This is a genomic window from Enterobacter sp. PTB, assembly GCF_051130085.1.
GTDB classification, from domain to species: Bacteria; Pseudomonadota; Gammaproteobacteria; order Enterobacterales; family Enterobacteriaceae; genus Enterobacter; species Enterobacter ludwigii.
This window is the reverse complement of record NZ_JBDKEE010000013.1, coordinates 58,704-84,686: the sequence shown is the minus strand read 5'-3', so window position 1 is coordinate 84,686 and position 25,983 is coordinate 58,704. Positions and strand designations below refer to the sequence as shown.

At 53.2% G+C, this 25,983-nt stretch carries 28 protein-coding genes; 9 read left to right on the top strand and 19 right to left on the bottom strand.

Annotation, left to right across the window (positions count from 1 at the left end):
- Positions 1-57 precede the first annotated feature (57 nt).
- The 3 genes from nuoB to lrhA all read right to left on the bottom strand — a co-directional run bounded on the left by nuoB (position 58) and on the right by lrhA (position 2,757).
- Complete coding sequence (nuoB, locus tag AAIR21_RS16730) at positions 58-732, bottom strand: NADH-quinone oxidoreductase subunit NuoB (RefSeq protein WP_003861482.1); 675 nt, start codon at positions 730-732, stop codon at positions 58-60.
- A gap of 15 nt (positions 733-747) precedes the next feature.
- Positions 748-1,188, bottom strand: coding sequence for an NADH-quinone oxidoreductase subunit NuoA (nuoA, locus tag AAIR21_RS16725; RefSeq protein ID WP_014171000.1), 441 nt, complete (start codon positions 1,186-1,188; stop codon positions 748-750).
- Between the two features lie 630 nt (positions 1,189-1,818).
- A complete protein-coding gene (gene lrhA, locus AAIR21_RS16720) occupies positions 1,819-2,757 on the bottom strand; it encodes a transcriptional regulator LrhA (RefSeq protein WP_025203584.1) in 939 nt (312 codons plus the stop codon).
- Positions 2,758-3,698: 941 nt separating this feature from the next.
- Between lrhA and alaA the strand changes: the two genes are divergently transcribed.
- Positions 3,699-4,913 (top strand): alanine transaminase AlaA, encoded by a 1,215-nt coding sequence (gene alaA, locus AAIR21_RS16715; protein ID WP_014171002.1) that lies wholly within the window; start codon positions 3,699-3,701, stop codon positions 4,911-4,913.
- 93 nt (positions 4,914-5,006) lie between these two features.
- Positions 5,007-5,606 carry a 5'-deoxynucleotidase gene (gene yfbR, locus AAIR21_RS16710; RefSeq protein ID WP_014171003.1) on the top strand — a complete coding sequence of 200 codons (600 nt, stop codon included), beginning with the start codon at positions 5,007-5,009 and terminating at the stop codon, positions 5,604-5,606.
- 40 nt (positions 5,607-5,646) lie between these two features.
- Here the strand turns inward: yfbR and AAIR21_RS16705 are convergent, their stop codons facing one another.
- From AAIR21_RS16705 to yfbV, 4 genes are all read right to left on the bottom strand, one after another.
- On the bottom strand, positions 5,647-7,479 hold the full coding sequence (locus AAIR21_RS16705) for an SLC13 family permease (protein WP_014171004.1): 1,833 nt from the start codon (positions 7,477-7,479) through the stop codon (positions 5,647-5,649).
- 75 nt (positions 7,480-7,554) lie between these two features.
- Positions 7,555-8,214, bottom strand: a complete 660-nt coding sequence (locus AAIR21_RS16700; protein ID WP_183516126.1) for a sugar phosphatase — start codon at positions 8,212-8,214, stop codon at positions 7,555-7,557.
- An 11-nt stretch (positions 8,215-8,225) separates the two neighbouring features.
- Positions 8,226-8,720: a YfbU family protein gene (locus tag AAIR21_RS16695; RefSeq protein ID WP_434681611.1), complete on the bottom strand. Its 495-nt coding sequence runs from the start codon at positions 8,718-8,720 to the stop codon at positions 8,226-8,228.
- Between the two features lie 92 nt (positions 8,721-8,812).
- The gene (yfbV, locus tag AAIR21_RS16690; RefSeq protein ID WP_008502875.1) at positions 8,813-9,268 is read right to left on the bottom strand and encodes a terminus macrodomain insulation protein YfbV; all 456 of its coding nucleotides are present in this window, start codon (positions 9,266-9,268) and stop codon (positions 8,813-8,815) included.
- Positions 9,269-9,605: 337 nt separating this feature from the next.
- Here yfbV and ackA point away from each other — a divergent pair, with 337 nt between their 5' ends.
- Complete coding sequence (gene ackA / locus AAIR21_RS16685) at positions 9,606-10,808, top strand: acetate kinase (protein ID WP_040018038.1); 1,203 nt, start codon at positions 9,606-9,608, stop codon at positions 10,806-10,808.
- Between the two features lie 76 nt (positions 10,809-10,884).
- Positions 10,885-13,026, top strand: a complete 2,142-nt coding sequence (gene pta / locus AAIR21_RS16680; protein WP_014171009.1) for a phosphate acetyltransferase — start codon at positions 10,885-10,887, stop codon at positions 13,024-13,026.
- A gap of 44 nt (positions 13,027-13,070) precedes the next feature.
- On the opposite strand, the gene AAIR21_RS16675 is transcribed toward pta, so the two are convergent.
- The 5 genes from AAIR21_RS16675 to AAIR21_RS16655 all read right to left on the bottom strand — a co-directional run bounded on the left by AAIR21_RS16675 (position 13,071) and on the right by AAIR21_RS16655 (position 17,052).
- Entirely contained in the window at positions 13,071-14,024 is a 954-nt protein-coding gene (locus AAIR21_RS16675) for a transketolase family protein (RefSeq protein ID WP_025203581.1), read from the bottom strand.
- Positions 14,017-14,847, bottom strand: a complete 831-nt coding sequence (locus AAIR21_RS16670; protein ID WP_014171011.1) for a transketolase — start codon at positions 14,845-14,847, stop codon at positions 14,017-14,019. Before AAIR21_RS16670 ends, AAIR21_RS16675 begins: the two co-directional genes overlap by 8 nt.
- A complete protein-coding gene (locus AAIR21_RS16665) occupies positions 14,844-16,235 on the bottom strand; it encodes a PTS ascorbate transporter subunit IIC (RefSeq protein WP_020883137.1) in 1,392 nt (463 codons plus the stop codon). Before AAIR21_RS16665 ends, AAIR21_RS16670 begins: the two co-directional genes overlap by 4 nt.
- 21 nt (positions 16,236-16,256) lie before the next feature.
- Positions 16,257-16,529 carry a PTS sugar transporter subunit IIB gene (locus AAIR21_RS16660; protein WP_183516124.1) on the bottom strand — a complete coding sequence of 91 codons (273 nt, stop codon included), beginning with the start codon at positions 16,527-16,529 and terminating at the stop codon, positions 16,257-16,259.
- Between the two features lie 79 nt (positions 16,530-16,608).
- On the bottom strand, positions 16,609-17,052 hold the full coding sequence (locus AAIR21_RS16655; protein WP_025203579.1) for a PTS sugar transporter subunit IIA: 444 nt from the start codon (positions 17,050-17,052) through the stop codon (positions 16,609-16,611).
- Between the two features lie 238 nt (positions 17,053-17,290).
- Between AAIR21_RS16655 and AAIR21_RS16650 the strand changes: the two genes are divergently transcribed.
- Entirely contained in the window at positions 17,291-18,310 is a 1,020-nt protein-coding gene (locus AAIR21_RS16650; RefSeq protein ID WP_014171015.1) for a LacI family DNA-binding transcriptional regulator, read from the top strand.
- 3 nt (positions 18,311-18,313) lie between these two features.
- Here the strand turns inward: AAIR21_RS16650 and yfcD are convergent, their stop codons facing one another.
- Genes yfcD through yfcF form a run of 3 tightly spaced genes read right to left on the bottom strand, consistent with a single transcriptional unit; the run spans position 18,314 to position 20,174 of the window.
- Positions 18,314-18,868, bottom strand: a complete 555-nt coding sequence (gene yfcD / locus AAIR21_RS16645; RefSeq protein ID WP_014171016.1) for an NUDIX hydrolase YfcD — start codon at positions 18,866-18,868, stop codon at positions 18,314-18,316.
- 55 nt (positions 18,869-18,923) lie between these two features.
- Positions 18,924-19,475 carry a phosphodiesterase gene (yfcE, locus tag AAIR21_RS16640; protein ID WP_063214712.1) on the bottom strand — a complete coding sequence of 184 codons (552 nt, stop codon included), beginning with the start codon at positions 19,473-19,475 and terminating at the stop codon, positions 18,924-18,926.
- A 54-nt stretch (positions 19,476-19,529) separates the two neighbouring features.
- A complete protein-coding gene (gene yfcF, locus AAIR21_RS16635) occupies positions 19,530-20,174 on the bottom strand; it encodes a glutathione transferase (RefSeq protein WP_032681959.1) in 645 nt (214 codons plus the stop codon).
- 140 nt (positions 20,175-20,314) lie between these two features.
- Between yfcF and yfcG the strand changes: the two genes are divergently transcribed.
- From yfcG to AAIR21_RS16615, 4 genes are all read left to right on the top strand, one after another.
- Positions 20,315-20,944, top strand: a complete 630-nt coding sequence (yfcG, locus tag AAIR21_RS16630; RefSeq protein WP_020883132.1) for a GSH-dependent disulfide bond oxidoreductase — start codon at positions 20,315-20,317, stop codon at positions 20,942-20,944.
- Positions 20,945-21,018: 74 nt separating this feature from the next.
- Positions 21,019-21,387 carry a dihydroneopterin triphosphate 2'-epimerase gene (gene folX, locus AAIR21_RS16625; protein ID WP_020883131.1) on the top strand — a complete coding sequence of 123 codons (369 nt, stop codon included), beginning with the start codon at positions 21,019-21,021 and terminating at the stop codon, positions 21,385-21,387.
- Positions 21,388-21,400: 13 nt separating this feature from the next.
- Entirely contained in the window at positions 21,401-22,294 is an 894-nt protein-coding gene (locus AAIR21_RS16620; RefSeq protein ID WP_014171021.1) for a TIGR01777 family oxidoreductase, read from the top strand.
- A gap of 41 nt (positions 22,295-22,335) precedes the next feature.
- Positions 22,336-22,845, top strand: coding sequence for a GNAT family N-acetyltransferase (locus AAIR21_RS16615; RefSeq protein WP_079231823.1), 510 nt, complete (start codon positions 22,336-22,338; stop codon positions 22,843-22,845).
- A gap of 47 nt (positions 22,846-22,892) precedes the next feature.
- Here the strand turns inward: AAIR21_RS16615 and hisP are convergent, their stop codons facing one another.
- The 4 genes from hisP to hisJ form a co-directional block, all read right to left on the bottom strand.
- Positions 22,893-23,666, bottom strand: coding sequence for a histidine ABC transporter ATP-binding protein HisP (hisP, locus tag AAIR21_RS16610; protein WP_020883129.1), 774 nt, complete (start codon positions 23,664-23,666; stop codon positions 22,893-22,895).
- An 8-nt stretch (positions 23,667-23,674) separates the two neighbouring features.
- Complete coding sequence (locus tag AAIR21_RS16605; RefSeq protein WP_008502590.1) at positions 23,675-24,391, bottom strand: ABC transporter permease; 717 nt, start codon at positions 24,389-24,391, stop codon at positions 23,675-23,677.
- On the bottom strand, positions 24,388-25,074 hold the full coding sequence (locus AAIR21_RS16600; protein WP_020883127.1) for a histidine ABC transporter permease HisQ: 687 nt from the start codon (positions 25,072-25,074) through the stop codon (positions 24,388-24,390). Before AAIR21_RS16600 ends, AAIR21_RS16605 begins: the two co-directional genes overlap by 4 nt.
- Positions 25,075-25,162: 88 nt before the next feature.
- Entirely contained in the window at positions 25,163-25,945 is a 783-nt protein-coding gene (hisJ, locus tag AAIR21_RS16595; protein WP_020883126.1) for a histidine ABC transporter substrate-binding protein HisJ, read from the bottom strand.
- Positions 25,946-25,983: the final 38 nt, after the last annotated feature.

The following is a 25,983-nucleotide window of genomic DNA, read 5'->3' as shown; positions in this document are numbered from 1 at the left end:
CTTCGCGCTATTTGAGTAGTGATATGCGAAGGTTTACTCCATGCCCACAGGCGCAAATTAAATTTCGTCAGGCGTACGCAGATTGGTTACTGCAATACGTTCGCCGCGTTTACGCTCGCGCTCAGACTGCATGTTGGCGCGGTAAACACCCTGATCGCCAACCACCCAGGAGAGCGGACGACGTTCTTTACCGATAGACTCCTGCAGCAGCATCAGCGCCTGCATGTAAGCTTCCGGACGCGGCGGACAACCCGGGATGTAAACATCCACTGGAATAAACTTATCTACGCCCTGTACGACGGAATAAATGTCGTACATACCGCCAGAGTTTGCACATGCGCCCATGGAAATAACCCATTTTGGCTCCAGCATCTGGTCATACAGACGCTGAATAACAGGTGCCATCTTGGTAAAGCATGTACCTGCCACCACCATCAGGTCAGCCTGACGTGGGGAAGCACGCAGTACCTCTGCCCCAAAACGCGCAACGTCATGCACCGCAGTGAATGACGTCACCATTTCAACGTAGCAGCAAGAAAGGCCAAAGTTGTAAGGCCAGATGGAGTTCTTACGACCCCAGTTGACCATATCGTGCATGGCATGCTCGAGTTTGCCCATGTACACGCTTTTATTGACTTCTTGCTCCAGGGGGTCGGTTACGATCTCCTGTTTTTGCAGGGGGTAACGGTCATTCTCACCGTTAGGATCTATGCGGGTGAGCGTATAATCCATCTTATTGCCTCGCTGTTACTGCTGACGATTAGAGATACTGTTTTCCGGGTTGATGTGTTCACGACGTGAACGCGCAGGCGTCCAGTCAAGCGCGCCAATACGCACCAGATAAACCAGACCGGCCAGTAACACTAAAATGAAAATTGCGGCCTCGACAAAGCCCACCCAACCACTTTCGCGGATGGAAGTTGACCATGCGAAAAGGTAAAGCGCTTCCACGTCAAAGATGACGAAGAACATGGCTACCAGATAGAACTTGGCAGACAGGCGTAAGCGAGCGGAACCTACTGAATCAATACCTGATTCGAAAGGTGTGTTCTTGTGCCTTGCACGGGCGCGACCGCCCAGGAACCAGCCGCCGACTAACATCAGGCAGCACAGGCCAATGGCTACAATAAGAAAGATTGCGAATGCCCAGTGATGAGCGATGACTTCTGTGGATGTTGACATACTCATTGCTTACTCATCAAAAGTGATACCTACGACACTGCTCTTGCTGGCAGATGGGCATCACATCGATTCATGGGGAGGAACGAAAAACCTTACACTAACTGTCAGAAATGAGACGTAGACAGCAAAATGATGGGGTTTTTTACTCCTTTCTATAACCTTTTGTCAACTTTAACAAAGGTTTCTTCACATTAAATTACATCGAGCGATTCTCATTAACATTTGGTGCCCTTTAACCCTGGTGGGTACCTGAGTTTACGTCAAATGCATGTTGTTGAATCGTGTCCGTTTTGGAAGTAAAAAAAATAACCCTCCTATTTTGACAGGATTTGCCAACGATTCCTCCCCCCAAATAGGAGTATTTTCTTGATCTGAGACACGCTTTTGTTAATTCACCCAAAAAACCAGCAACATATTTCCTGTTTTATTAACATTGAGGCGAGCTGGAGGGAGACTGAACGGGAAATGCACAACATTTGAACAAAAGCATTTATCTTACTGATAAATAGCGACTATCCTGAAAATCCACGCGGTGATCGCGGGTATTACTGCCAAAAAAAAGCCACTGCAGGCGAAAATCGCGTGAGTGGCTTTTTTTTACATTTACAAATTGTTACCAGAATTTTGAGCTGTCGATCACTCAAAGTCCCCTTCAACGATCAGGGAATCATCCCCCCCTTCGGAGGTAACATGTTCGAACTGCCATGGATTATGGTAGTTTTCCATCGCCTCGAACACGACTTTCGCCAGTTCGTTATTGCTGGACGTATTGTGGCAGAGCAGATACTCCGTATCAGGCAAAGCAGGAAGACCATCTGATTTACCCAGTACGCGCAGATCCGGGCTCATCATTTCGACCGGACGGGCCGTTACCCCAAGCCCCGCTTTCACGGCAGCACGTACCGCTGGCAATGTGGAAGCCACATAAGCCAGACGCCATGGAATATTGGCCTCATTGAGCGCCGCCAACACCATATCGCGGAACGGACTCGGATCATCCAGTAATACCAATGGAATTGGCTCACCTTTTTGCAGCACATATTCAGCGGCACAATACCAATGCGTCGGAGACGTGCGCAACGTCAGGCAATTAAATTGCCCTGGACGGTGCGTGGTCACCACCAGATCGACCTTATTCTCATTTAGCATCTCAATCATAAAAGCATTTCGTTTTACGCTAACGTCCAGCGCAAGCTTCGGATAAACCGAACTAATTCGATTGAGAAGAAATGGCAATATTGTGTCTGCTGACTCATCAGACGCACCTAACGTTAGCACCCCTTGCAGGTTGCTATACATTAATGACATACATGCTTCGTCATTAAAGCGAAGTATTTTCCTGGCATAACCCAGAAGCTGAATACCGTGTTCCGTTAAGAGCTTATTACGCCCGTGACGGGCAAAGAGCTCTTTACCAACCAGTTGTTCCAGCCGTTGCATTTGCTGGCTAACGGCGGACTGGGTTCGGCAAACGGCGGCAGCAGCAGCTGCAAAAGTGTTGAGATCGGCGACCGCAACAAACGTTCTCAGCAGATCGAGGTCGAGATTCATTATCGGACGATTTGCATTTATCATATCTTTTCACTTTCAGGTTGCTCGTGCGGAGCTGCCCGGGTTGAAGCTGTGTGTGTAACAGTTAAGCAATTCCCTCTGAAGGTTTTCCCTCGCATCCCGGCCCGGCAGACTGCCTGACAGATAGTTATTGTGCTGTTTTAATATCAACAGTCAGAAAGCACGTTTCATGACGTTATTTTTATTCTCTTAAACGTTCAGGATATTTAGATGTTTGCAGGTTTATGTAAATTCCATTAAGGGTGATACACCCTTTCTGCCATCTTTCTCGCAGTGCTGTCAACGTAGCAGGAGATGTTTAACCCATTCCGGCCAGAGATAACTCTAACAATAACAATCAATTAATACAGAAAACCTGTTCCACAAATACAAAACATATGTATCTGTGCCCAGCTTTCCTGAAAGACATCTTAACCCAAATCCACTTTATTTATAAGTCTTATTGCAATATTGCGGATTTATGAGGGTTGTTAAGCTTCTCAACTAATTTTATTAAAATTAACTAAAGTTGCATTTTGTTGGTTAATAATAAATAAATTTTAATTTAGATTAAGGCCATTCATTAATAACACTTAACATTAATTTCACATGAGTAACTTTTAGCCAATGCACACTATTACAACGCCACGTAACGAAGCATTCAGGTTTTACGAAAGGTCACTCAGCGTAACTGCCACGCAGGTTGCGGATATTATTTATTTTTTCCAGCACAATATACAACTTTTATATTATTTAACAGCATAATAAACCTATTACCACACCATTAACCTTACTTTACGTCAGTTAAATTGTTCGTTGATAGCGAAAAAGATTCACTCCATTTTCATTCACTCCACAAAATCTTCTCCTGCCCGCCCTTCAAAACGAAGCGAGGGGGGAGTACATTATTCCGTGCTGACTTCCACGGCAGGGAGTGGCAACAATCGCGAAAAGGTTAAAGGTTCATGTCCCCTATCGAAAAATCCAGCAAGCTAGATAACGTCTGTTACGACATCCGTGGCCCGGTTCTGAAAGAGGCTAAACGCCTTGAAGAAGAAGGCAATAAGGTTCTGAAACTCAACATTGGTAACCCTGCGCCATTTGGTTTTGAAGCGCCGGATGAAATTCTGGTTGATGTGATCCGCAACCTGCCCACTGCGCAAGGCTATTGCGATTCGAAAGGACTTTACTCCGCACGAAAAGCCATCATGCAGCACTACCAGGCGCGCGATATGCGTGATGTTACCGTTGAAGATATCTATATCGGCAACGGTGTCTCTGAGCTGATCGTGCAGGCCATGCAGGCGCTGCTGAACAGCGGCGACGAAATGCTGGTTCCCGCGCCGGATTATCCGCTGTGGACGGCGGCCGTATCCCTGTCCAGCGGTAAAGCCGTGCACTATCTTTGCGATGAGTCCTCTGACTGGTTCCCGGATCTCGATGATATTCGCGCGAAAATTACCCCACGCACGCGCGGCATCGTCATTATTAACCCGAACAACCCAACGGGCGCGGTCTACTCAAAAGAGCTGCTGATGGAGATCGTGGAGATCGCCCGCCAGCACAACCTGATCATCTTTGCCGACGAAATTTACGACAAGATCCTGTATGACGCGGCGCAGCACCACTCTATCGCCGCACTGGCTCCGGACCTGCTGACCGTGACTTTTAACGGCCTGTCTAAAACCTACCGTGTGGCCGGTTTCCGTCAGGGCTGGATGGTCTTAAACGGCCCGAAAAAACATGCGAAAGGCTATATTGAAGGGCTGGAAATGCTCGCCTCTATGCGTTTATGTGCCAACGTGCCGGCGCAGCATGCTATCCAGACCGCACTCGGCGGCTATCAGAGCATCAGCGAGTTTATCGTGCCAGGCGGGCGTTTATATGAGCAGCGTAACCGCGCGTGGGAGCTTATCAACGATATTCCAGGCGTCTCCTGCGTGAAGCCGAACGGCGCGCTCTACATGTTCCCGAAAATCGACGCGAAACGCTTTAATATTCATGACGACCAGAAGATGGTGCTCGATTTCCTGCTGCAGGAAAAAGTGCTGCTGGTTCAGGGTACCGCTTTTAACTGGCCGTGGCCGGATCACGTGCGTATCGTTACCCTGCCGCGTGAAGATGACCTCGAGATGGCCATCAGCCGCTTTGGACGTTTCCTCTCAGGTTACCACCAGTAATCTTAAAATCAGGCTACTTCGGTAGCCTGATTTGCATCTTGCCTCCCCTCCCCGCACAATGAAGTCTGTCGCAGTGAAGACAAAAGGTAACCTATGAGTCAGAGTCATTTCTTTGCCCACCTCTCCCGCCTTAAACTGATCAACCGCTGGCCGCTGATGCGCAATGTCCGCACTGAGAATGTGTCGGAGCACAGTCTGCAGGTTGCGATGGTCGCTCACGCTCTGGCTGCCATTAAAAACCGTAAATTCAACGGGCAGGTTAACGCTGAGCGTATTGCCCTGCTGGCGATGTATCACGATGCCTCGGAAGTGCTGACCGGGGATTTACCGACACCCGTGAAATATTTCAACTCGCAGATAGCCCAGGAATATAAGGCCATTGAGAAGATTGCTCAGCAGAAACTGATCGACATGGTGCCGGACGAGCTGCGCGATATTTTTGAGCCGCTGATTGATGAGCATCAGTACACGGAAGAGGAAAAATTACTGGTTAAGCAGGCGGATGCGCTATGCGCTTACCTGAAATGTCTGGAAGAGCTGTCCGCGGGGAATAACGAATTTCTGCTGGCGAAAACACGTCTGGAAAAAACGCTGGAATCACGCCGCAGCGAAGAGATGGATTATTTCATGCAGGTGTTTGTGCCGAGCTTCCATTTGTCGCTGGACGAGATCAGTCAGGACTCCCCTCTCTGACGGTATGCCGGGTCGCGACATCGCTACCCGGCATCAGGGTTTAAAACGGGAACAGTACGGGAATCAGTATCACGCACACCACCATCACCAGCACGGTGAAGGGCACGCCTATCTTCACAAAATCACTGAATTTGTAATTTCCCGGGCCAAGCACCAGCGTATTGACCGGTGACGAGACCGGAGTCATAAACGCTGCAGATGCCGCCATAGCGACGATCATGGCAAACGGGTACGGCGAAACCCCCATTGATTTCGCCATCGCCAGTGCAATGGGTGCCATCAGGACGGCCGTGGCCGTATTGGAGATAAACAGGCCTATCGTGGCGCACATGATAAACAGGCAGACCAGCATCATGTAAGGCCCGTATCCACCGCCTGCGTCCATGAGTCCCTTGACGATCAAATCCACCCCACCGGTTTTTTGTAACGCCAGGGCAAAGGGCATCATCCCGACAATCAGAATGATGCTCGGCCAGTGAATGGCTTTGTAGGCGCTTTCGGCATCAATACAGCGGAATTTCCCCATCAGAAGACAGGCGATAATGGCCGCAATGGGGTTTGGAATTTCGTCAGTCAGCATCAGTGCGACCATCAACACCAGGCAAAAAATCGCATGCGGTGCCTGGCTGTGCGCCGGAGAAGCATCGCTCTCTTCAACCGGCATATTGAGTACCACAAAGTCGCGGCCTTTCTGCCCGAGCTGACCGATCAGTTTCCAGTTGCCGACGACCAGGAAGATATCACCGAGCAGGATAGGCTCATCCACTACCGCCCCTTCCATCGCCACGCCATCACGCTTTAAACCCACCACATTCAGCCCATAGCGGGTCCTGAAGCCGATTTCGCGCACGGTTTTACCCAGTAATTCTGATTCCGGGATCAGCGACACTTCGGCCATGCCGACATCCAGCGCCTGGTCTGAGAAATACTCCCCACGTAGCACCATGGGTTCCAGCAACTGTTCACTGCAAAACTCGCGCAAATCGACATCGGCGGTGGACATATCAATCAGCAAAACGTCGCGTGCACGGAATTCCGACACCCCGTTGACGTTAACAATCACCCGCCGAAAACGACGCCAGCGCTCTACACCGATCACGTTCGCGCCATAGCGCTCGCGCAGCTTCAGGTCGTCAAGACGCTGGCCAATGAGGGGCGAGCCGGGGCGGATAGCCAGACGGCGCGCCCGCCCGGTCAGACGGTACTCTTTGATCAGATCGCGGAAGGTCCGTCGTTTCCAGCCGTCTTTGCTTTTATCCTGTTTTTCCCCCTTCAGGGCAAAACGGGTTAACAGCATGTAGACCACGCCCAGCACCAGAATCACCAGTCCAAGTGGGGTCACGCTGAAAAAGCTAAAGCCTTCAAACCCTTCGCGGATTAGCTCACTGTTGACGACCAGGTTCGGCGGGGTCGCCACCAGCGTCATCATCCCGCTGATAAGACCGGCAAAGCTCAGTGGCATCATCAGGCGCGACGGCGAGGTTTGCATCCGCATGGAGACGCTCAGCACCACCGGGATAAAGATGGCGACGACGCCCGTGGAGCTCATAAACGCCCCCAGCCCGGCAACCGTCAGCATCAGGTAGATCAACATTTTGGTTTCGCTGTTGCCGGCCACCTTGACCAGCCACGACCCCATAATGGTCGCCACGCCGGTGCGCACCAGCCCGTCGCCAATAATAAACAGGGCGGCAATCAGGATAACGTTGGGATCACTAAATCCGGAGAAAGCTTCCGGCAGCGTGAGCGTACCGCTCAGCACAAAGGCAACGATGACAAACAAGGCGATGGCATCCATGCGCACCTTGCCTGAGGCAAAGAGAAGGATGGCGATTAAAAGCAGGCTCAGGACCCAAATCAGTTCACCGTTCACAACATATCCTTGTCAGTGGAGGAGACAAAATTTTGCCATAAAAAAACCCCAACAATGTGGGGCTATATCATGGGATTACATTTTAAGCGAGACGGTTACAACTCCGTCCGGTGCCTTCGCAACGTTAATGGCCGTCAGCGTGTTAAGCACCAGATCCGCCTCATTCAGGCGGGGTGAACCCGCCGGAACGTTAACGGCGATGACGTGGCTTCCGGCGTTCAACCCCGCCAGGACGCCTGCCGCCGCATCCTCCACCACCACACAATCGGCTGGTGCCAGGCCAAGCAGTTCGGCACCGAGTAAAAAGGCATCCGGTTCAGGCTTGCCGCGCTTCACGCGCTCTGCCGTGATAAACACTTCGGGCGTCGGTAACCCTGCGGCCTTGTGGCGGGCATGGGCAACGGGCACCGAGCCGGAGGTGACGATCGCCCACGGGATGTGGGCTTCGTTCAGATGTGCAAGCAGTTCACGCGCCCCCGGCAGCGCTGTGATGCCATCCGTGTCGGTGGCTTCAATGTGCTCAAGATAGCTGAACTCCGCCTGAATCTCTTCCTCAGAACGTCCTGCTAAGAAGTGCCGTAATGAGGTTATGGCCTGTTTGCCATGGATAAAATTCAGTACTTCCTGATGGTCAATGCCATGTCTGTCCGCCCAATGGCACCATGAACGCTCCACAACCGGCAGCGAATCCACCAGCGTACCGTCCAAATCAAACAGAAAACCTCTACACTGCACAAGCACCTCCGTCAGGCATTAATAATTTGTTGAATCTCATTGTTACTTAAATGGTACTGGCGCGGGCAGGCGTGCCAGACGCTCAGCATGCGCTGATATTTTTCCCGCATTGGGGTCTGCGCATTGAAGCCGTGTGTGCCCGCGTCAAAATGGGTATAGCGCCCTTCCGTGTTCACCATAAAACGCACATAGCTCAGATAACGCGCTTCCGTTGCGGCATCAAAGCCCAGGAAGGTGACGCGACGTTCATCAATGGACTGCTGACCTTTGAGATTGGTCCAGGAAACATGCAGGGCGTGATACATCTCCATAATGTCGATCACGGTGCGGCAGGTTTCTTCTTTCATCTCACCAAACTCGCGGTCCAGTTCACGCATCTGCAAACCAAAGCCACGTTCGACGATTGTCTGCAGGCGGCTGTAGCGCTCAGCGTTATCGGGATCAAGCATAGTCATCATTTTGTACTGGTTGGACAAAATCAGACGTTGAGCATGGGTCATTTCCATCTTTCGACTCCTGTAGCGCATTGCACTGTAAAAAAAAGACACGGTAACGGTGAGTTACTGTGCCTTCTTTTATTCGTCGTTTCGATGATCAATCACAAGTCATCGAGGAATGTTTTGTCGAGTTGCTTAAAAGCGCGCTTGAGCGTGTCAGCCAGCGCCTGGTAATCGGGCTTGCCTTCGACCGGGGCAAGCGCCTGCCCGGCTTCCTCCAGTTTCCCGCGAACTTCATAAAACCAGTGTAAAATAGAAGGCGGGAGTGGCGTGATAGAACGTTTACCTAACCACCACAGACCCTGCATCGGCAGACTTAACGCGAAAAGTGCCGTCGCAACGGCCGGGCCAAGCTGCCCGCCCAGCGCGATTTGCCAGCAGAGCGTAAAGATGGCGACAGGTGGCATAAAGCGAATCGCATAGCGCGTGGCGCGGATCGTGCGATTCTCAATAAACATGGGCGCAAGGCGCTTTTCCATTGGCCACGTCTTTGCGTAATGCTGTCCCCGACGAAACAGACTGAAAAAATTCACGGACGGGTTCTCTGGTGTCGACATGGCTGTACCTCAACTTCACATATAAAAATTAAAATTTTCGTGCAAAACCACAACAGGCTATGACAACGTTCAAAATATTTTGTCATCAGCACCCCGTATCGGGTATTCTGTGCCAGCCTGATAGGCCCTTAGACGAGAACCATTAACTCGTCAAATTATCGCATATTATGCCATTGGCTGAAAAATGTTCAAAATGGCATAAAATCATATGTATTTCTTCCATCATGCCACAATGTTCGTTTGGCATGATGTTAATCATAAATGTCTGAGTCATTATGCGTTACGCTTTTAGACTCCCTGACGTTTTTTTAGCCACGTATCAATAATAGGTACTTCCATGTCGAGTAAGTTAGTACTGGTTCTGAACTGCGGTAGCTCCTCACTGAAATTCGCCATCATCGATGCGCTCAATGGTGACGAATACCTCTCTGGTTTGGCCGAATGTTTCCATCTGCCTGAAGCACGTATCAAGTGGAAGATGGACGGCAGCAAACAGGAAGCGGCTTTAGGTGCAGGCGCCGCTCACAGTGAAGCGCTGAACTTTATCGTTAACACTATTCTGGCACAAAAACCAGAACTGTCTGCTCAGCTGACTGCGATTGGTCACCGTATCGTCCACGGCGGCGAAAAATACACCAGTTCCGTCGTTATCGACGAAACGGTTATTCAGGGCATTAAAGACTCTGCCTCTTTCGCACCGCTGCACAACCCAGCTCACCTGATCGGTATCGCTGAAGCGCTGAAATCCTTCCCGCAGCTGAAAGACAAAAACGTGGCTGTGTTCGACACTGCGTTCCACCAGACCATGCCGGAAGAATCTTACCTCTATGCCCTGCCGTACAGCCTGTACAAAGAGCACGGCGTTCGTCGCTACGGCGCGCACGGCACCAGCCACTTCTATGTGACTCAGGAAGCCGCTAAAGTGCTGAACAAGCCGGTTGAAGAAGTTAACATCATCACCTGCCACCTGGGCAACGGTGGTTCTGTTTCTGCTATCCGCAACGGTAAATGTGTTGATACATCCATGGGTCTGACCCCGCTGGAAGGTCTGGTGATGGGTACCCGTTCCGGTGACATCGACCCGGCGATCATCTTCCACCTGCACGACACCCTGGGCATGAGCGTTGATCAGATCAACAAAATGCTGACCAAAGAGTCTGGCCTGCTGGGTCTGACCGAAGTCACTAGCGACTGCCGTTATGTTGAAGACAACTACGCAGAAAAAGCAGACGCTAAACGTGCAATGGACGTTTACTGCCACCGTCTGGCGAAGTACATCGGCTCTTACACTGCGCTGATGGACGGTCGTCTGGACGCGGTTATCTTCACCGGTGGTATCGGTGAGAACGCGGCAATGGTTCGTGAACTGTCCCTGGGTAAACTGGGCGTTCTGGGCTTCGAAGTTGACCACGAGCGTAACCTGGCTGCCCGCTTCGGCAAGTCTGGCTTCATCAACAAAGAAGGCACCCGTCCGGCTATCGTTATCCCAACTAACGAAGAGCTGGTCATCGCGCAAGACGCGCACCGCCTGACTGCCTGATTCCACACCGCCAGCAATGCTGGCGGTGCTGTTTTGTAGCCCGCCCCCTGTCGGCGGTAACGAAAGAGGATAAACCGTGTCCCGTACTATTATGCTGATCCCTACCGGAACCAGCGTCGGTCTGACCAGCGTCAGCCTTGGCGTTATCCGTGCTATGGAACGCAAAGGCGTTCGTCTGAGCGTCTTTAAGCCTATCGCCCAGCCTCGTGCCGGTGGCGATGCGCCAGACCAGACCACCACCATCGTGCGTAAGAACTCCAATCTGCCAGCGGCTGAACCGCTGAAGATGAGCCACGTTGAATCTCTGCTGTCCAGCAACCAGAAAGACGTGCTGATGGAAGAGATCATCGCCAACTACCACGCTAACACGCAAGATGCGGAAGTGGTGCTGGTTGAAGGCCTGGTCCCGACCCGCAAACACCAGTTCGCTCAGTCTCTGAACTTCGAAATCGCGAAAACGCTGAATGCGGAAATCGTGTTCGTCATGTCCCAGGGTACCGATAACCAGGAACAGCTGAAAGAGCGTATCGAACTGACCCGCAGCAGCTTTGGCGGCGCGAAAAATACCAACATCACCGGCGTTATCGTTAACAAACTGAACGCACCGGTTGATGAACAAGGTCGTACCCGTCCTGACCTGTCCGAAATCTTCGATGACTCTTCTAAAGCGAAAGTGGTTAAAGTTGATCCGGCTACCCTGCAGGATTCCAGCCCGCTGCCAGTACTGGGCGTGGTGCCATGGAGCTTCGACCTGATTGCTACCCGTGCAATCGACATGGCGCGTCACCTGAACGCTACCGTGATTAACGAAGGCGACATCAACACCCGCCGCGTGAAGTCTGTGACCTTCTGTGCGCGTAGCATTCCGCACATGCTGGAACACTTCCGCGCAGGCTCTCTGCTCGTGACCTCCGCTGACCGTCCTGACGTGCTGGTTGCTGCGTGCCTGGCCGCGATGAACGGTGTGGAAATCGGTGCCATTCTGCTGACCGGTGCTTACGAGATGGATCCACGCGTAAGCAAGCTGTGCGAGCGTGCGTTCGCCACTGGCCTGCCAGTCTTTATGGTGAACACCAACACCTGGCAGACCTCTCTGAGCCTGCAGAGCTTCAACCTGGAAGTGCCGGTTGATGACCATGAGCGTATCGAGAAAGTGCAGGAATACGTTGCGGGCTACATCAACGCAGACTGGATTGAATCCCTGACGGCGACCTCCGAGCGCAGCCGTCGTCTGTCTCCTCCGGCCTTCCGTTACCAGCTGACCGAGCTGGCGCGTAAAGCGGGCAAACGTGTTGTTCTGCCAGAAGGCGACGAACCACGTACCGTTAAAGCGGCTGCCATCTGTGCAGAGCGCGGCATCGCGACCTGTGTGCTGCTGGGTAACCCGGATGAAATTAACCGCGTTGCTGCCTCTCAGGGCGTTGAGCTGGGTGCAGGTATTGAAATCGTCGACCCGGAAGTGGTTCGCGAAAGCTATGTTGCGCGCCTGGTTGAGCTGCGTAAGAGCAAGGGCATGACCGAAGCCGTAGCGCGTGAGCAGCTTGAAGACAACGTTGTGCTGGGCACGCTGATGCTGGAGCAGGACGAAGTTGACGGTCTGGTTTCCGGTGCGGTTCACACCACAGCGAACACCATCCGTCCACCGCTGCAGCTGATCAAAACGGCGCCAGGCAGTTCTCTGGTGTCTTCCGTGTTCTTCATGCTGCTGCCTGAACAGGTTTACGTTTACGGTGACTGTGCGATCAACCCGGATCCAACTGCAGAGCAGCTGGCTGAGATTGCTATTCAGTCTGCCGATTCCGCGATTGCCTTCGGTATTGAACCTCGCGTGGCAATGCTCTCCTACTCCACCGGTACTTCTGGTGCAGGTAGCGATGTAGAGAAAGTCCGTGAAGCGACGCGTCTGGCGCAGGAAAAACGTCCTGACCTGATGATCGACGGTCCACTGCAGTATGATGCCGCGGTTATGGCTGACGTTGCGAAATCCAAAGCACCGAACTCACCGGTTGCGGGTCGCGCTACCGTGTTCATCTTCCCGGATCTGAACACCGGTAACACCACCTACAAAGCGGTACAGCGTTCTGCAGACCTGATCTCCATCGGGCCAATGCTGCAGGGTATGCGCAAACCTGTGAACGACCTGTCCCGTGGCGCGCTGGTTGACGATATCGTCTACACCATCGCTCTGACCGCGATCCAGTCTTCACAACAGCAGTAATACGTTACTGACTAAAAAGGCGACCCGAGGGTCGCCTTTTTTATTTACAACAACTCCCTCGCCGCCGACACAATGTCGTGTGCCGTCAGGCCATACTCCTTCTGCAGGAAGTCCTGTGTCCCCACCTGGCCGTAACGCTCCTTCACGCCCACCCGACGCATCGGCACCGGACAGGTTTCCACCAGCACTTCCGCCACTGCCGATCCCAGCCCGTTATGAATGCTGTGGTTTTCGCAGGTCACGATACGTCCGGTTTTCTCGGCGTAGTTTTTCACCAGCATCCGGTCAATCGGCTTAAGGGTAAACATGTCGATCACCGCGGCGCTGACGCCCTCCTGTTCGAGCTGACGCGCCGCTTCAAGCGCTTCCGCCACCATAATGCCGTTGGCAATCAGGGTGATGTCACTGCCTTCGCGCAGTACGTTGCCCTTGCCAAGCGTAAATGTCGAACCCGGCGCATACACGCTCGGGGCCTGCTTACGGATGGTACGCACCCAGTAGAAACCTTCGAGGTCAATAAGCTGGCGCAGTACATCTTCAAACATCACCGCATCCGTTACCTCCAGCACCACCGAATGGGCAAGCCCCCGCACGATGCCCATATCTTCAAACGACATATGCGTGCCGCCGTTATGACAGGCCGTCACGCCGGCATCTGAAGCAATGACCTTCACATTGTTACGCTGGTAGTCCAGGGACATAAACAGCTGGTCGAAACAGCGACGGCTGGCGAAGGCGGTAAAGGTATGCACGAACGGCTTGCGTCCGGTCAGCGACAGCCCCGCCGCCGTCCCCATAACGTTAGCTTCCATGATGCCGCAGTTAATCACATGCTGCGGATAATCACGTGCCACGCCATCCATCGCCATTGAGCTCATCAGATCCGCCTCGAGGGCGATAATGTCGCTCCCGGCTTCAATCTGCTGTGCCACAAACCCCGCGTAGACTTTACGCATCTCGACGGCGTCTTTCTGACCTGCAGGTGCAACCTTAATCATGTGAAGCCTCCAGTTGGCGAATCGTCTCGTTGAGGGCCGCCTTGCTCTCGGCGGTTAATCGCAGATGGTGCGAGTTACTCAGTTGCTCCAGATACGGCACGCCCTGCCCTTTGATACTGTCGAGGATCACCACCAGCGGGCGAGCATCCGCCGCCGGAACCAGCGATGTCACCTCCAGCAGTGCCGGAATGTCATCTCCTTTCACCGTCACCACGTCAAACCCGAAGGCACGGAATTTTCCTTCCAGATCGAACGCACAGATAATGTCGTCGAGTTCGCCATCAAGCTGCTGTTTGTTCCAGTCAACGAATACCGTCAGGTTATTCAGGCGATGGTGTGCAATAAACTGGAACGCTTCCCAGCACTGCCCTTCGTTCAGCTCGCCGTCGCCGACGATACAGAAAACCCGGTTGGGGCGTCCCGCCAGCTTATGCGACAGCGCCATTCCACCGGCGATGGAAATCCCCTGCCCCAGCGAGCCGGTGGTGGCATCCACGCCGCGCGTTTTTAGCCGGTCCGGATGGCTCGGCAGACGCGTACCGTTCTGGTTCAGCGTGCTCAGCTCTTCCATCGGGAAGTAGCCTTTGATCGCCAGGGTGCTGTACAGCGCCGGACCAGCATGTCCTTTTGACAAGACAAAGTAGTCACGCTCTGGCCAGTCCGGGTCGGCTGGGTCAATTTTCATCACTGCGCCGTACAACACGGCCAGGGTTTCAACAACCGACATACTGCCGCCGTAGTGACCAAAGCCCAGCTGGGTCAGCATTTTCAGCGTTTCAAGGCGGATCTGACGCGCCAGATGGGTTATCTCATTCTCATTCATGATTTGGCTCCGGTGTTTTCCTGCGCGTTATCGCCCGCAGATTTGTTTTTAGCGAACACGTTGTAGGCCACCAGCAGTGCGAACAACGCCACAACAAGGCCGGTAATGGCAAGCGGCGACAGGAAGCGCGCCAGGTTACCCAGCACGATCCCGACAGCGCCAAAGTCAGCGTCTGAGAACGTGGTATTGGCAAATCCAATTGCCCCCAGCACCGGCAGCAGCAGAACCGGCAGGAAGGTGATCAGCAGGCCGTTGGCAAACGCACCAATCATCGCTCCACGACGCCCCCCGGTGGCGTTACCAAACACGCCCGCGGTAGCACCGGTGAAGAAGTGCGGCACCACGCCAGGCAGAATCAGCACCCAGCTGAATTGCCCACAGATAAACAGACCCACCAGCCCGCCAAGGAAGCTAAACAGGAAGCCAATCAGCACCGCATTTGGCGCATACGGATAGACAACCGGGCAGTCCAGAGCCGGACGTGCATTCGGCACCAGTTTTTCAGAAAAGCCGGTAAAGGCCGGGACGATTTCCGCCAGAATCAGGCGCACACCCTGCAGGATAATGAACACCCCCGCGGCGAATGTGATGGCCATGATGATGGCATAGACCAGGTAGTTCTGACCGCCGCTAAAGGTCGCCTCAACGTAGTCACGCCCGGCGCTCACCGCCATGATCAGGTAGATGATCATCATGGTCAGCGAGATGGAGATAGAGCTGTCGCGCAGGAAGCTCAGGTTCTTCGGCAGGTTCATCTCTTCAGTCGAGCGAGAGCCTTTGCCGAACTTGCTGCCAATCCAGCCGGAGAGAACATAGCCCAGGGTACCGAAGTGACCAAAAGCGATGTCATCGTTGCCGGTAATGCGCTTCATGTAACGCTGCGCCAGCGCCGGGAAGAAGGCCATTACCAGACCGAGGATCAGCGACCCGGTAAAGACCAGACCAACGCCCTCAAAGCCCGCCACGGTGAGGATGACCCCAATCATGCATGCCATGTAGAAGGTGTGATGCCCGGTCAGGAAGATATACTTCAGACGCGTAAAGCGGGCGACAATGATATTTGCCACCATACCGAATGCCATAATCAGCGCGGTAGAGGCACCGTATTTCTCCAGCGCAATGGAAACAATTGCCTCGTTATTGGGAATAATGCCCTGAATATTAAAGGCGTGTTCAAACATTCCGCCTAACGGATTTAATGACCCAACCAGCACCGTGGCCCCACCGCCAAGCACAATAAAACCGAGTATGGTTTTAATGGTCCCTTTCACCACATCAGAAAAAGATTTCTTTTGAGCGACCAGGCCAATTAAGGCTATTAAGCCAACCAGCACCGACGGGACTTTTAATATATCAACAACGAAATTCAGCGTTTCAAGGATAAACATATCCACCTCGCCTTATCAGGATTATTGTCTGTCGAACCAGGCGCGGAGCTGCGCTTCGAGTTCGTTGATATCAATGATGTTGTTGATCACCACCAGCTGGCTTTCCGGCACGCTGGCACTGGTGGCAATGTCCTTCGCCATCACGAAAAGATCGGCGGCACCCGGCGTTGCCGAGGAGAGATCGGAGTGTTCAACGTCGGCGTCAATGGCCAGCTTCTTGAGCACCTTTTTAATATTCATTTCGACCATAAAACTACTGCCCAGGCCTGAACCGCAAATAGCCATAATTTTCATTGTTGTCCCCTTTTTTTGAGTAGAGCACGCCCCATCACGCTAAACGTAATGTTGTGATAAATCGGATGAGAGAATTAAATCAGAAGCGGTCAATAATCGTTTTAATATCCTCCAGGGTATTCGCCTGATGCAATTCAGCCATATCGTCGTCGCTGGAAAATAATTCAGCGAGGGCAGAGATCATGTCGATGTGACTGTGTTTATCCGGCGCCGCGAGCATAATAATAACATCCACGGGATCGAACTCACCGGCACCAAAAGAGACTCCCTTTTTCAGTTTTAATAATGAGAGGCCTAATCCTTTGGCCCCCTCTTCCGGCCGCGCATGCGGCATGGCCAGCCCTGGTGCCAGCACATAATAAGGTCCTAATGCATGATGCTGCTCAATGATGGCCGTCACGTATTCCGGGCCAATCACCTGCAGATCCAGCAACGGTTTCGCGCATATTTCCAGCGCCTGCGGCCAGCTTTCCACGCTCTCCTGGAGCGTGATGGTTGTATCATATATCCACTTTTTCAGCATTTCTCGGTCCCGCCACAATGCAAAAGATGAGCAAACTTTATTCAACACATCCCATATTGACTGCGATCGGGATCACAAAGATAGCGCTACCAATCGCTAACATTCAGAAGTGTGATAGCGCTATCAAATTGTAATCATGGTGTGAATTCACAGCAAAAAAAGGGATTTAAGGCGTATACTGCGTTTCACGTGAAACGAAGGATGATAATAAAAACGCGTCTGGTCAGCAGGAAGGTGTATGTCTCTAACCCGAAAACGGCGCAGTACCGGTAAAGTGACACTCGCCGATGTCGCACAGCTTGCCGGGGTGGGCACGATGACCGTGTCCCGTGCACTCCGCACGCCTGAACAGGTTTCCGATAAACTGCGAGAAAAAATAGAAGCCGCTGTACAGGAATTGGGTTACATGCCTAATCTTGCTGCCAGCGCGCTGGCCTCGGCATCGTCATGGACGATTGCGATGGTCGTTCCTAATCTCTCCGAATCCGGTTGCTCGGAGATGTTCGCCGGGCTTCAGCAGGTGCTGCAGCCTGCCGGATACCAGATCATGCTGGCCGAATCACAGCATCGACTCGAGCAGGAAGAAAAATTGCTGGAGACGCTGCTGGCCTCGAACATTGCCGCTGCGATTTTGCTCAGCGTTGAACACTCCGATACTGTCCGCCACTGGCTGAAAAACGCCTCCATTCCGGTCATGGAAATGGGGGCCATGCGCGCCGATCCTATTGATATGAATATCGGGATTGATAATGTCGCGGCGATGTACGAACTGACGGAGATGGTTATTAAGCGCGGCTACCAGAATATTGGCCTGCTGTGTGCTAACCAGGAGCAGTGGATTTTCCAGCAGCATTTACAGGGCTGGTACAAAGCGATGCTTCGCCACCATATGTCACCAAACCGGGTGATTAACGCCGCCATGCCACCGAGTTTTTCCACGGGTGCGGCGCAACTGCCGGAGTTCCTGCTGGCGTGGCCAGAGCTGGATGCACTGGTGTGCGTGTCGGATGAACTGGCCTGCGGGGCACTTTATGAATGCCAGCGTCGGCGTATAAAAGTACCGGACGATCTGGCCGTGGTGGGTTTTGGCGATAGCGACGTGAGCCGGGTCTGTCAGCCACCGCTGACGACCATGGCAGTGCCACATCGTAAGATTGGGATTGAAGCGGGACGCGCGTTACTGGAACGTCTGAATGATGGAGACTGGCGCGATCATAAACCCATCGCGTCCAGCCTGTGTCTGCGGGAGAGCTGTTGAGGCTTACTCCGCCTCTTCCTCTTTTTCCGCTTTCGTGGATTCGTTTTTAGCGTTGCGGGTCATCCACAGCGCCAGCGCTTTTAACGAATCCGGGGTGAACTCGTCGCAACGCGCGGTAATTTCTTCCGGCGTCATCCAGTTCACTTCGCTCACTTCTTCTTCCTGCAGGGCGAACGGGCCATGGGAAACGCAGCTAAACAGCCCGCCCCAGACGCGGCAATGTTCGTCCTCGAAATAGAACTGACCATGCTCGGCAAACGGCACGCCGGCAATCCCTAACTCTTCTTCCGCTTCACGACGCGCGGAGTCCAGCAGAACTTCATCCGCCTGAACAACGCCGCCTGCAGTTGCATCCAGCATACCAGGGAGAAAATCTTTGGTGTCCGTGCGGCGCTGGACCAGAATTTTGCCCATCCCGTCATGCACAACGATGTATGTCGCACGGTGACGCAGACGCTCCGCGCGCATTTGTTCGCGGCTGGCCTGCGCGATCACTTCATTCTCTTCGTTGACAATGTCAACCCACTCTGTACTTGCCAAATGACTCTGCTCCACCATCGGGAAACCTTCTCGTCTAAGCGCTCTTTCGGCGCGTTTGCAGTTGAGGTGTAACTTACGGATTAATCGCTATTTGCGCAATAACTTGCTGATCATTAAGTGCGATTACGCTTAACGTATTCTCATCGAGCATGCCATAGCTTGCTGGATTTCCACCTTTCGGTATGCTGACCGAACCGGGGTTAAAGTGATACATCTCGCCGCGTTTTTCTGCCACCGGAATATGAGTATGACCGTAAACCAGGACATCGCCAGCCGCCAGTGCCGGGAGATTTTCCGGGCTAAAAAGATGACCATGGGTCAGGAACAGACGGCTATTTTCCATCAGCACCTGTTGCCAGGGGGCAGTGATGGGAAAATCCAGCAGCATCTGGTCCACTTCACTGTCGCAGTTACCGCGAACGGCGATAATGCGCGAAGCATACTGGTTGAGTTTTTCCGCTACCTGCGCCGGTGCATAGCCTTCCGGCAGCGCATTGCGCGGACCATGATTTAACACATCCCCCAGAATCACCAGCCATTGCGCCCTGCTTTGAGCAAACAGAGAAAGAACACGCTCGGTCGCGGGCAGCGAACCATGGATATCAGACGCAAACATCAGTTTCATCAGTCACTCCCTGGAAATCAGACTGCCCTATCATACCTGAAGCGTCAGGCTATATCAGCCCGCCCGCTTAGCGGAGAGTGCCACATAGCGCTGCACTGAGGCGCGTTGCCACTGAAACGCGGCATAATCCACCAGCAGCTGAGGCACCTCATCTCCATTGAGGATCAGACGGTTCAGCATCAGCGCCAGATCGGTATCGGCAATACACCACTCGCCGAATAAATTTGGATTACCATGAGCCAGCAGAGAAGTCGCGGTATCGATCAGTTTTTGGGCACTGGCCGCACCGTCTTTACTCAGCGCCGGTTTTTTCACCCCGGCAAACACCACATCCGTGGAGCGTTCCACGCGAATCGGCACCAAATCGCTGCGCAGCCACGCCTGGATCTGACGTGCGCGGGCACGTTTTTGCAGATCGTGAGGGTAGATGCGCTCCCACTCAGGTGGTGCGAACCGATCTTCCAGATACTCATCGATCGCCGACGATTCACTCAGCGCGAAGCCATCAATGTCCAGCACCGGTACGCGACGGGTCAGGGCGTAGCCCTGCCACTGGGGTTTCAGATGTTCACCGCCGCCCAGATCCACCGTCTTTAGCGTAAATGACAGTCCTTTTTCGGCCAGCGCCACATACGCGCTCAGAACATAGGGAGAAAAGAAATCTGCATCGGACCATAACGTGATTACGGGCTGGTTCATAACATCCTCATCGGCTGATCGGTTTTCATTCAACATATAATCTCTTTGCCTCGCTGTCACTTGATGAAAACTCACGATTTACAACAACCACCTATACTCATTTTTCATGGCGTCACTATTTTCACTGACAGGAGTTGAGAATGATCGACCTTTATTATGCCCCCACCCCGAACGGCCATAAGATCACCCTCTTTCTTGAGGAAGCCGAACTGGATTACAGGATCATTCGCGTGGATATCAGCAAAGGCGATCAGTTCAGTCCTCTCTTTCTGGCTATATCGCCAAACAATAAAATCCCGGCCATTATTGATAACCATCCTGCCGATGGGGGCAAGCCGTTGAGCCTGTTTGAATCCGGAGAAATATTGCTCTATCTGGCAGAGAAGACAGGCAAATTGCTGAGCGGAGAGTTGCGCGAGCGTCACCACACGCTGCAGTGGCTTTTCTGGCAGACGAGCGGTCTGGGGCCAATGCTCGGACAAAACCACCATTTTACTGCCTACGCGCCGCAGCCGATTCCTTATGCTATCGAACGCTATCAGGTGGAAACCCAGCGGTTATACGGCGTTCTGAACCGTCGGCTGGAGAAAGCACCGTGGCTCGGCGGGGATCATTACAGCATCGCCGACATTGCCTGCTGGCCCTGGGTGAATACCCATGAAAAGCACCGCATTGACCTGGCGTCTTACCCGGCGGTGAACAACTGGTTTGAACGAATCCGCACGCGTCCGGCCACCGAACGCGCCATGCAAAAAATCCAGCAAATTTAAGCCGGTGGCTGGTGTGTGCCGGAGAGGCTCTCATGTATTATGTGAAGGAAATTCTGACACGGAGAAGACCTGCAATGTCACAGCATGACGCTATTATTCGTATAAAAAATTTACGCCTACGCACCTTCATCGGAATCAAAGAGGAAGAGATCGCCAACCGTCAGGATATCGTGATTAATGTGGTTATCCACTACCCGGCTGAGAAAGCGCGGGCCAGCGAAGACATTAATGATGCGCTGAACTACCGCACGATAACCAAAAAAATCATCCAGTACGTGGAAAACAACCGCTTCTCTTTACTGGAAAAATTAACTCAGGATGTGCTCGACATCGCACGCGATCATCACTGGGTCACTTATGCTGAAGTAGAGATCGATAAACTTCACGCCCTGCGTTACGCCGATTCCGTCTCGATGACGTTAAGCTGGCAACGCCAGGCGTAACCCTGGAGGTTGTATGAAGATTTTGCTGACCGGCGGTACCGGCCTGATTGGTCGCCATCTCATTGCGCGTCTGCAGGCGTTGCATCACGACATTACCGTGGTGACGCGCAGTCCAGAGAAAGCGCGACAGGTGCTGGGCGCAGGTATCGACATCTGGAGAAATCTGGCCGAGCAGCAGAATCTGGACGGATTTGACGCCGTCATCAACCTGGCAGGCGAACCGATCGCCGATAAGCGCTGGACGGAAGAGCAAAAACAGCTCCTGTGCAGCAGCCGGTGGACCCTTACCGAGAAGCTGGTTGAGCTTATCCGTAACAGTCATACCCCGCCGTCGGTTCTCATTTCGGGTTCCGCCGTAGGGTATTACGGCGATCTCGGCGAGGTGGTGGTAACGGAAGAAGAGCCGCCCCACAACGAGTTTACCCATAAACTTTGCGCCCAGTGGGAGCGTATCGCCTGTGCTGCGCAAAGCGATCATACCCGCGTCTGCCTGCTCCGCACCGGTGTGGTCCTTGCCCCAAAAGGCGGCATTCTGGCGAAGATGCTCCCCCCTTTCAGGCTCGGTCTTGGCGGGCCAATCGGCAATGGCCGTCAGTATCTGGCGTGGATCCATATCGACGATATGGTCAACGGTATTCTCTGGCTGCTGGATAACGATTTGCGCGGGCCGTTTAATATGGTTGCGCCCTACCCGGTGCGAAACGAACAGTTTGCCCATGCTCTCGGACATGCCCTGCATCGCCCGGCGATTTTGCGCGTGCCTGCTACGGTGATCCGCCTGATGATGGGTGAAGCATCCGTGCTGGTGTTAGGCGGGCAACGGGCCCTGCCAAAACGGCTGGAAGCGGCCGGGTTTGCGTTCCGCTGGTATGACTTAGAAGAGGCGCTGGGGGATGTGGTGAGATAATGTTACAGTGATATGCCATGTTCCGACCAAATGGCATATCTATGGCAACCATTACCACTCCCCGGCTCCACCTCACGCCCTTCGAACCCACTGACTGGCCTTTTTTCCGTGCCCTGCGTGAAGATCGTGCCATCATGCAGTATATGGCCGCTATCGCCCCGGAAAAAGAGACCCGACGCCTGTTTGCCGCACGACTGACGGCAGCGCATGTATTCGTTATCCGCTTACGCGATGAAGAGACCCCGCTGGGCGATATCGGCCTGCAAATCAGCGCTGAAAATCGTGAAGAGGCGGATATCGGCTATACGGTCGTGCCTGCCGTGCAGGGACAGGGCATCGCCAGTGAGGCACTGCGCGCGGTGTGTGACTACGCATTTAACCAGACGGGCGTAAAGGCGATTAACGCATATGTGCTGGCAGACAACGGTGGGTCAGTCCGGGTACTGGAGAAAGCAGGTTTTGTGCGCACGCAGGTGCTGGAAAAAGCGTATGAGATTAACGGTGTGCGGTATGACGACTGGGTGTATCGACTGGAGTGTGGTGCGGTCTGATGCCCACACTCCGGCCCTCTCCCACAGGGAGAGGGGAAAGGCAAAACCTACTTCAAAGATCCCTTCAGGAACTGCTGCAGACGCGGGCTTTGCGGGTTCGCTAACACCTCATCGGGATGCCCCTGCTCTTCGATTTTACCCTGATGCAGGAAGATGACGTGGTTAGAGACGTTCCGGGCAAAGCCCATCTCGTGCGTCACCACCACCATCGTTTTGCCCTCTTCGGCGAGCTTCTGCATGATGCGCAGCACTTCGCCAACGAGTTCCGGGTCCAGCGCGGAGGTCGGTTCGTCGAACAGCAAGACTTCCGGCTCCATCGCCAGCGCGCGGGCAATGGATACACGCTGCTGCTGCCCGCCGGACAGATGTACCGGATACTTCATCTGCTGGCGCTCATCAATACCCACTTTCGCCAGGTATTTCACCGCACGGTCGCGGGCGTCCTGTTTGCTGAGACCCAGCACCTGGATTGGCGCTTCCATTACGTTCTCCAGTACCGTCATATGGCTCCAGAGATTAAAGTGCTGGAAAACCATCGTCAGGCGCGTACGCAACAGACGCAGCTGATTTTTATCCGCCACCTTCAGCTGGCCGTCTTTGTCACGCACCAGATTGATGTTCTGCCCGCTCACCACAATTGAGCCTTCGCTCGGTTTTTCGAGGAAGTTAATGCAGCGCAGGAAAGTACTTTTACCGGAGCCGGATGAGCCGATAATACTGATGACATCGCCCGCGTTTGCCTGCAGCGACACCCCTTTCAGCACTTCATGTTCGCCATAGCGTTTGTGCAGATCAATAACGTTTAATTTGTTCTCAGCCATCATCATTCTCAGTGCGTCGAAGAAGGTTTTATATGCTGCAACCAGCGTTTTTCTGCCTTACGGAACAGGCTAATCAGGACGTATGAAATTATCAAATAAAGCACTGCCGCAATACCGAATGCGGTAAACGGCTGATAGGTTGCCGAGTTAATATCCCGGGCAATCTTCAGTAAGTCCGGCACCGTGGCGGTAAAGGCCAGCGCCGTGGAGTGCAGCATCAGAATCACTTCGTTACTGTACGCCGGTAACGCAATACGCAGCGCCGACGGCAGAATGATGCAACGGTAAAGCTTCACGGAGGAGAAGCCGTACGCACGCGCCGCTTCAATCTCACCGTACGGGACAGAGCGAATCGCCCCTGCGAAAATCTCGGTGGTATAGGCGCAGGTATTGAGCGTCAATGCCAGCACCGTACAGTTCAGACCGCTGCGGAAGAACGCATTGAGCATTTCAGTGCCTTTTACGATCTCAAGCGTGTACATCCCCGAATAGAACACCAGCAGTTGCACGTATAGCGGCGTACCGCGAAACACATAGGTAAACAACCAGATTGGGAACTGGATAAATTTATTGTTCGACACACGACCAATGGCGAGAAATACCGCCAGAATGCCGCCCATCACCACGGAGGAGATCAGAAGCCAGAGCGTAATGGCGACGCCGGTGAAGCGATAGCCATCTGTCCACAGCAGCGATTTCCAGTATTCCTGAATAATCTCAATCACAGATCAGCCCTCTTCACACCCACGGAGTAGCGACGTTCGAGCAGAAGCAGCACACCATTGGAGGCGGTCGTAAAGACCAGATAGATTACGCCACATACCACCGCAAAGTAGAACGGCTCCCAGGTGCTTTTGCCGGCAAGCTGGGTCGCTTTCACCACATCTTCCAGGCCAAGCAGAGAGACCAGCGCGGTTGCCTTAAGAATAACCTGCCAGTTGTTACCGATACCTGGAAGCGCATAGCGCATCATGGCCGGGAACATGATTCGACGAAACGTCTGTGAGGAGGTGAAACCGAATGCGGTTGCCGCTTCAATGTGGCCTTTCGGCACAGCCATATACGCGCCGCGGAAGGTTTCGGTGAAGTAGGCCCCGTAGATAAAACCGAGTGTAATGATACCGGCCACCATCGGGTCGATATCGATTTGTCCCATACCCATTGCGTCCGTCACGCTGTTAAGCGCAATCTGCAGACCGTAAAAGATCAGAAGCATCAGCACCAGATCGGGAACACCGCGAATCAGCGTCGTATAGCCTTCAAAAATCAGCGCCAGCGGCTTGTTAGCCGAAAGCTTCGCCCCTGCGCCCGCCAGACCTATCAGCACCGCCAGCACCACGGAACTGAGAGCCAGCTCAAGGGTGACAAGCGCGCCCTGTAAAATAACGCCAGAAAATCCGTACAGCATACCGCGAGCCCTGTCGTATCGTGAGTGGTGGAACCGTGTCTTTTCCCCTCCCACAGTGGGAGGGGCTGCACGTTATTTGACGGGGCGATTAGCCGCCGTAAACATTGAAATCGAAGTATTTTTTCGCAATTTTCTCGTACGTGCCGTCAGCGCGCATTTCGGCAAAGGCTTTGTTCAGCGCTTCACGCAGTTCGTTGTCTTCCTTGCGCAGGCCCATACCGGTGCCTACACCAAACAACTTCACATCCTTGATGGATGGACCGCCAAACTTATAGTCTTTGCCGACCGGCTGCTTCAGGAAGCCTTCGCTCGCCGCGACTTCATCCTGGAATGCCGCGTCAATGCGGCCTGCCGTCAGGTCAGCGTAGATATTTTCCTGTCCCTGATAAGAGACGATTTCAATCCCTTTCGGCGCCCAGTGTTCATTACCGTAGGTTTCCTGAGTAGTCCCCTGCAGCACGCCCACGCGTTTGCCTTTCAGCGACTCGAGAGTGGGCTGAATGTCGGAAGATTTGGCGACGACCAGACGTGAATCTGCCGCGTAGAGTTTGTCCGTGAAAGCAATCTCCTGCTGGCGTTTTTCAGTGATGGAGAGCGAGGACATAATTACGTCGATTTTTTTCGCTTTCAGCGACGGGATCAGCGCGTCCAGTGGGTTCTCAACGTAGGTACACTGCGCTTTGATGCGTTTGCACAGTTCGTTGGCCAGATCGATGTCAAAACCAACCAATTCACCTTTAGAATTCTTCGATTCGAACGGTGCATAGGTAGGATCGGTACCGATTCGAATTTTCTGCGGAATTGCTGCGAATGCCGCGGTGGCGCTGGAAAAGGCCAGCACCAGAGAAAGTGACAATACTAGTTTTTTCATATCTGTCCTCAACAAACTGTCTACATACGGGATTTTTA

Bases quoted from the DNA above. Each gene is read 5' to 3' on its own strand.
- AAIR21_RS16695 (WP_434681611.1), bottom strand. From the start codon at position 8,720: ATGGAAATGACCCATGCTCAACGTCTGATTTTGTCCAACCAGTACAAA.
- lrhA (WP_025203584.1), bottom strand. From the start codon at position 2,757: ATGATAAATGCAAATCGTCCGATAATGAATCTCGACCTCGATCTGCTG.
- AAIR21_RS16665 (WP_020883137.1), bottom strand. From the start codon at position 16,235: ATGTTTATCCTTGAAACGCTGAATTTCGTTGTTGATATATTAAAAGTC.
- AAIR21_RS16620 (WP_014171021.1), top strand. From the start codon at position 21,401: ATGAAGATTTTGCTGACCGGCGGTACCGGCCTGATTGGTCGCCATCTC.
- AAIR21_RS16660 (WP_183516124.1), bottom strand. From the start codon at position 16,529: ATGAAAATTATGGCTATTTGCGGTTCAGGCCTGGGCAGTAGTTTTATG.
- hisJ (WP_020883126.1), bottom strand. From the start codon at position 25,945: ATGAAAAAACTAGTATTGTCACTTTCTCTGGTGCTGGCCTTTTCCAGC.
- nuoA (WP_014171000.1), bottom strand. From the start codon at position 1,188: ATGAGTATGTCAACATCCACAGAAGTCATCGCTCATCACTGGGCATTC.
- alaA (WP_014171002.1), top strand. From the start codon at position 3,699: ATGTCCCCTATCGAAAAATCCAGCAAGCTAGATAACGTCTGTTACGAC.
- AAIR21_RS16615 (WP_079231823.1), top strand. From the start codon at position 22,336: ATGGCAACCATTACCACTCCCCGGCTCCACCTCACGCCCTTCGAACCC.
- AAIR21_RS16670 (WP_014171011.1), bottom strand. From the start codon at position 14,847: ATGAATGAGAATGAGATAACCCATCTGGCGCGTCAGATCCGCCTTGAA.
- AAIR21_RS16675 (WP_025203581.1), bottom strand. From the start codon at position 14,024: ATGATTAAGGTTGCACCTGCAGGTCAGAAAGACGCCGTCGAGATGCGT.
- yfcG (WP_020883132.1), top strand. From the start codon at position 20,315: ATGATCGACCTTTATTATGCCCCCACCCCGAACGGCCATAAGATCACC.
- yfbV (WP_008502875.1), bottom strand. From the start codon at position 9,268: ATGTCGACACCAGAGAACCCGTCCGTGAATTTTTTCAGTCTGTTTCGT.
- yfcF (WP_032681959.1), bottom strand. From the start codon at position 20,174: ATGAACCAGCCCGTAATCACGTTATGGTCCGATGCAGATTTCTTTTCT.
- folX (WP_020883131.1), top strand. From the start codon at position 21,019: ATGTCACAGCATGACGCTATTATTCGTATAAAAAATTTACGCCTACGC.
- AAIR21_RS16650 (WP_014171015.1), top strand. From the start codon at position 17,291: ATGTCTCTAACCCGAAAACGGCGCAGTACCGGTAAAGTGACACTCGCC.
- hisP (WP_020883129.1), bottom strand. From the start codon at position 23,666: ATGGCTGAGAACAAATTAAACGTTATTGATCTGCACAAACGCTATGGC.
- AAIR21_RS16655 (WP_025203579.1), bottom strand. From the start codon at position 17,052: ATGCTGAAAAAGTGGATATATGATACAACCATCACGCTCCAGGAGAGC.
- yfcD (WP_014171016.1), bottom strand. From the start codon at position 18,868: ATGGTGGAGCAGAGTCATTTGGCAAGTACAGAGTGGGTTGACATTGTC.
- AAIR21_RS16600 (WP_020883127.1), bottom strand. From the start codon at position 25,074: ATGCTGTACGGATTTTCTGGCGTTATTTTACAGGGCGCGCTTGTCACC.
- yfbR (WP_014171003.1), top strand. From the start codon at position 5,007: ATGAGTCAGAGTCATTTCTTTGCCCACCTCTCCCGCCTTAAACTGATC.
- yfcE (WP_063214712.1), bottom strand. From the start codon at position 19,475: ATGAAACTGATGTTTGCGTCTGATATCCATGGTTCGCTGCCCGCGACC.
- ackA (WP_040018038.1), top strand. From the start codon at position 9,606: ATGTCGAGTAAGTTAGTACTGGTTCTGAACTGCGGTAGCTCCTCACTG.
- nuoB (WP_003861482.1), bottom strand. From the start codon at position 732: ATGGATTATACGCTCACCCGCATAGATCCTAACGGTGAGAATGACCGT.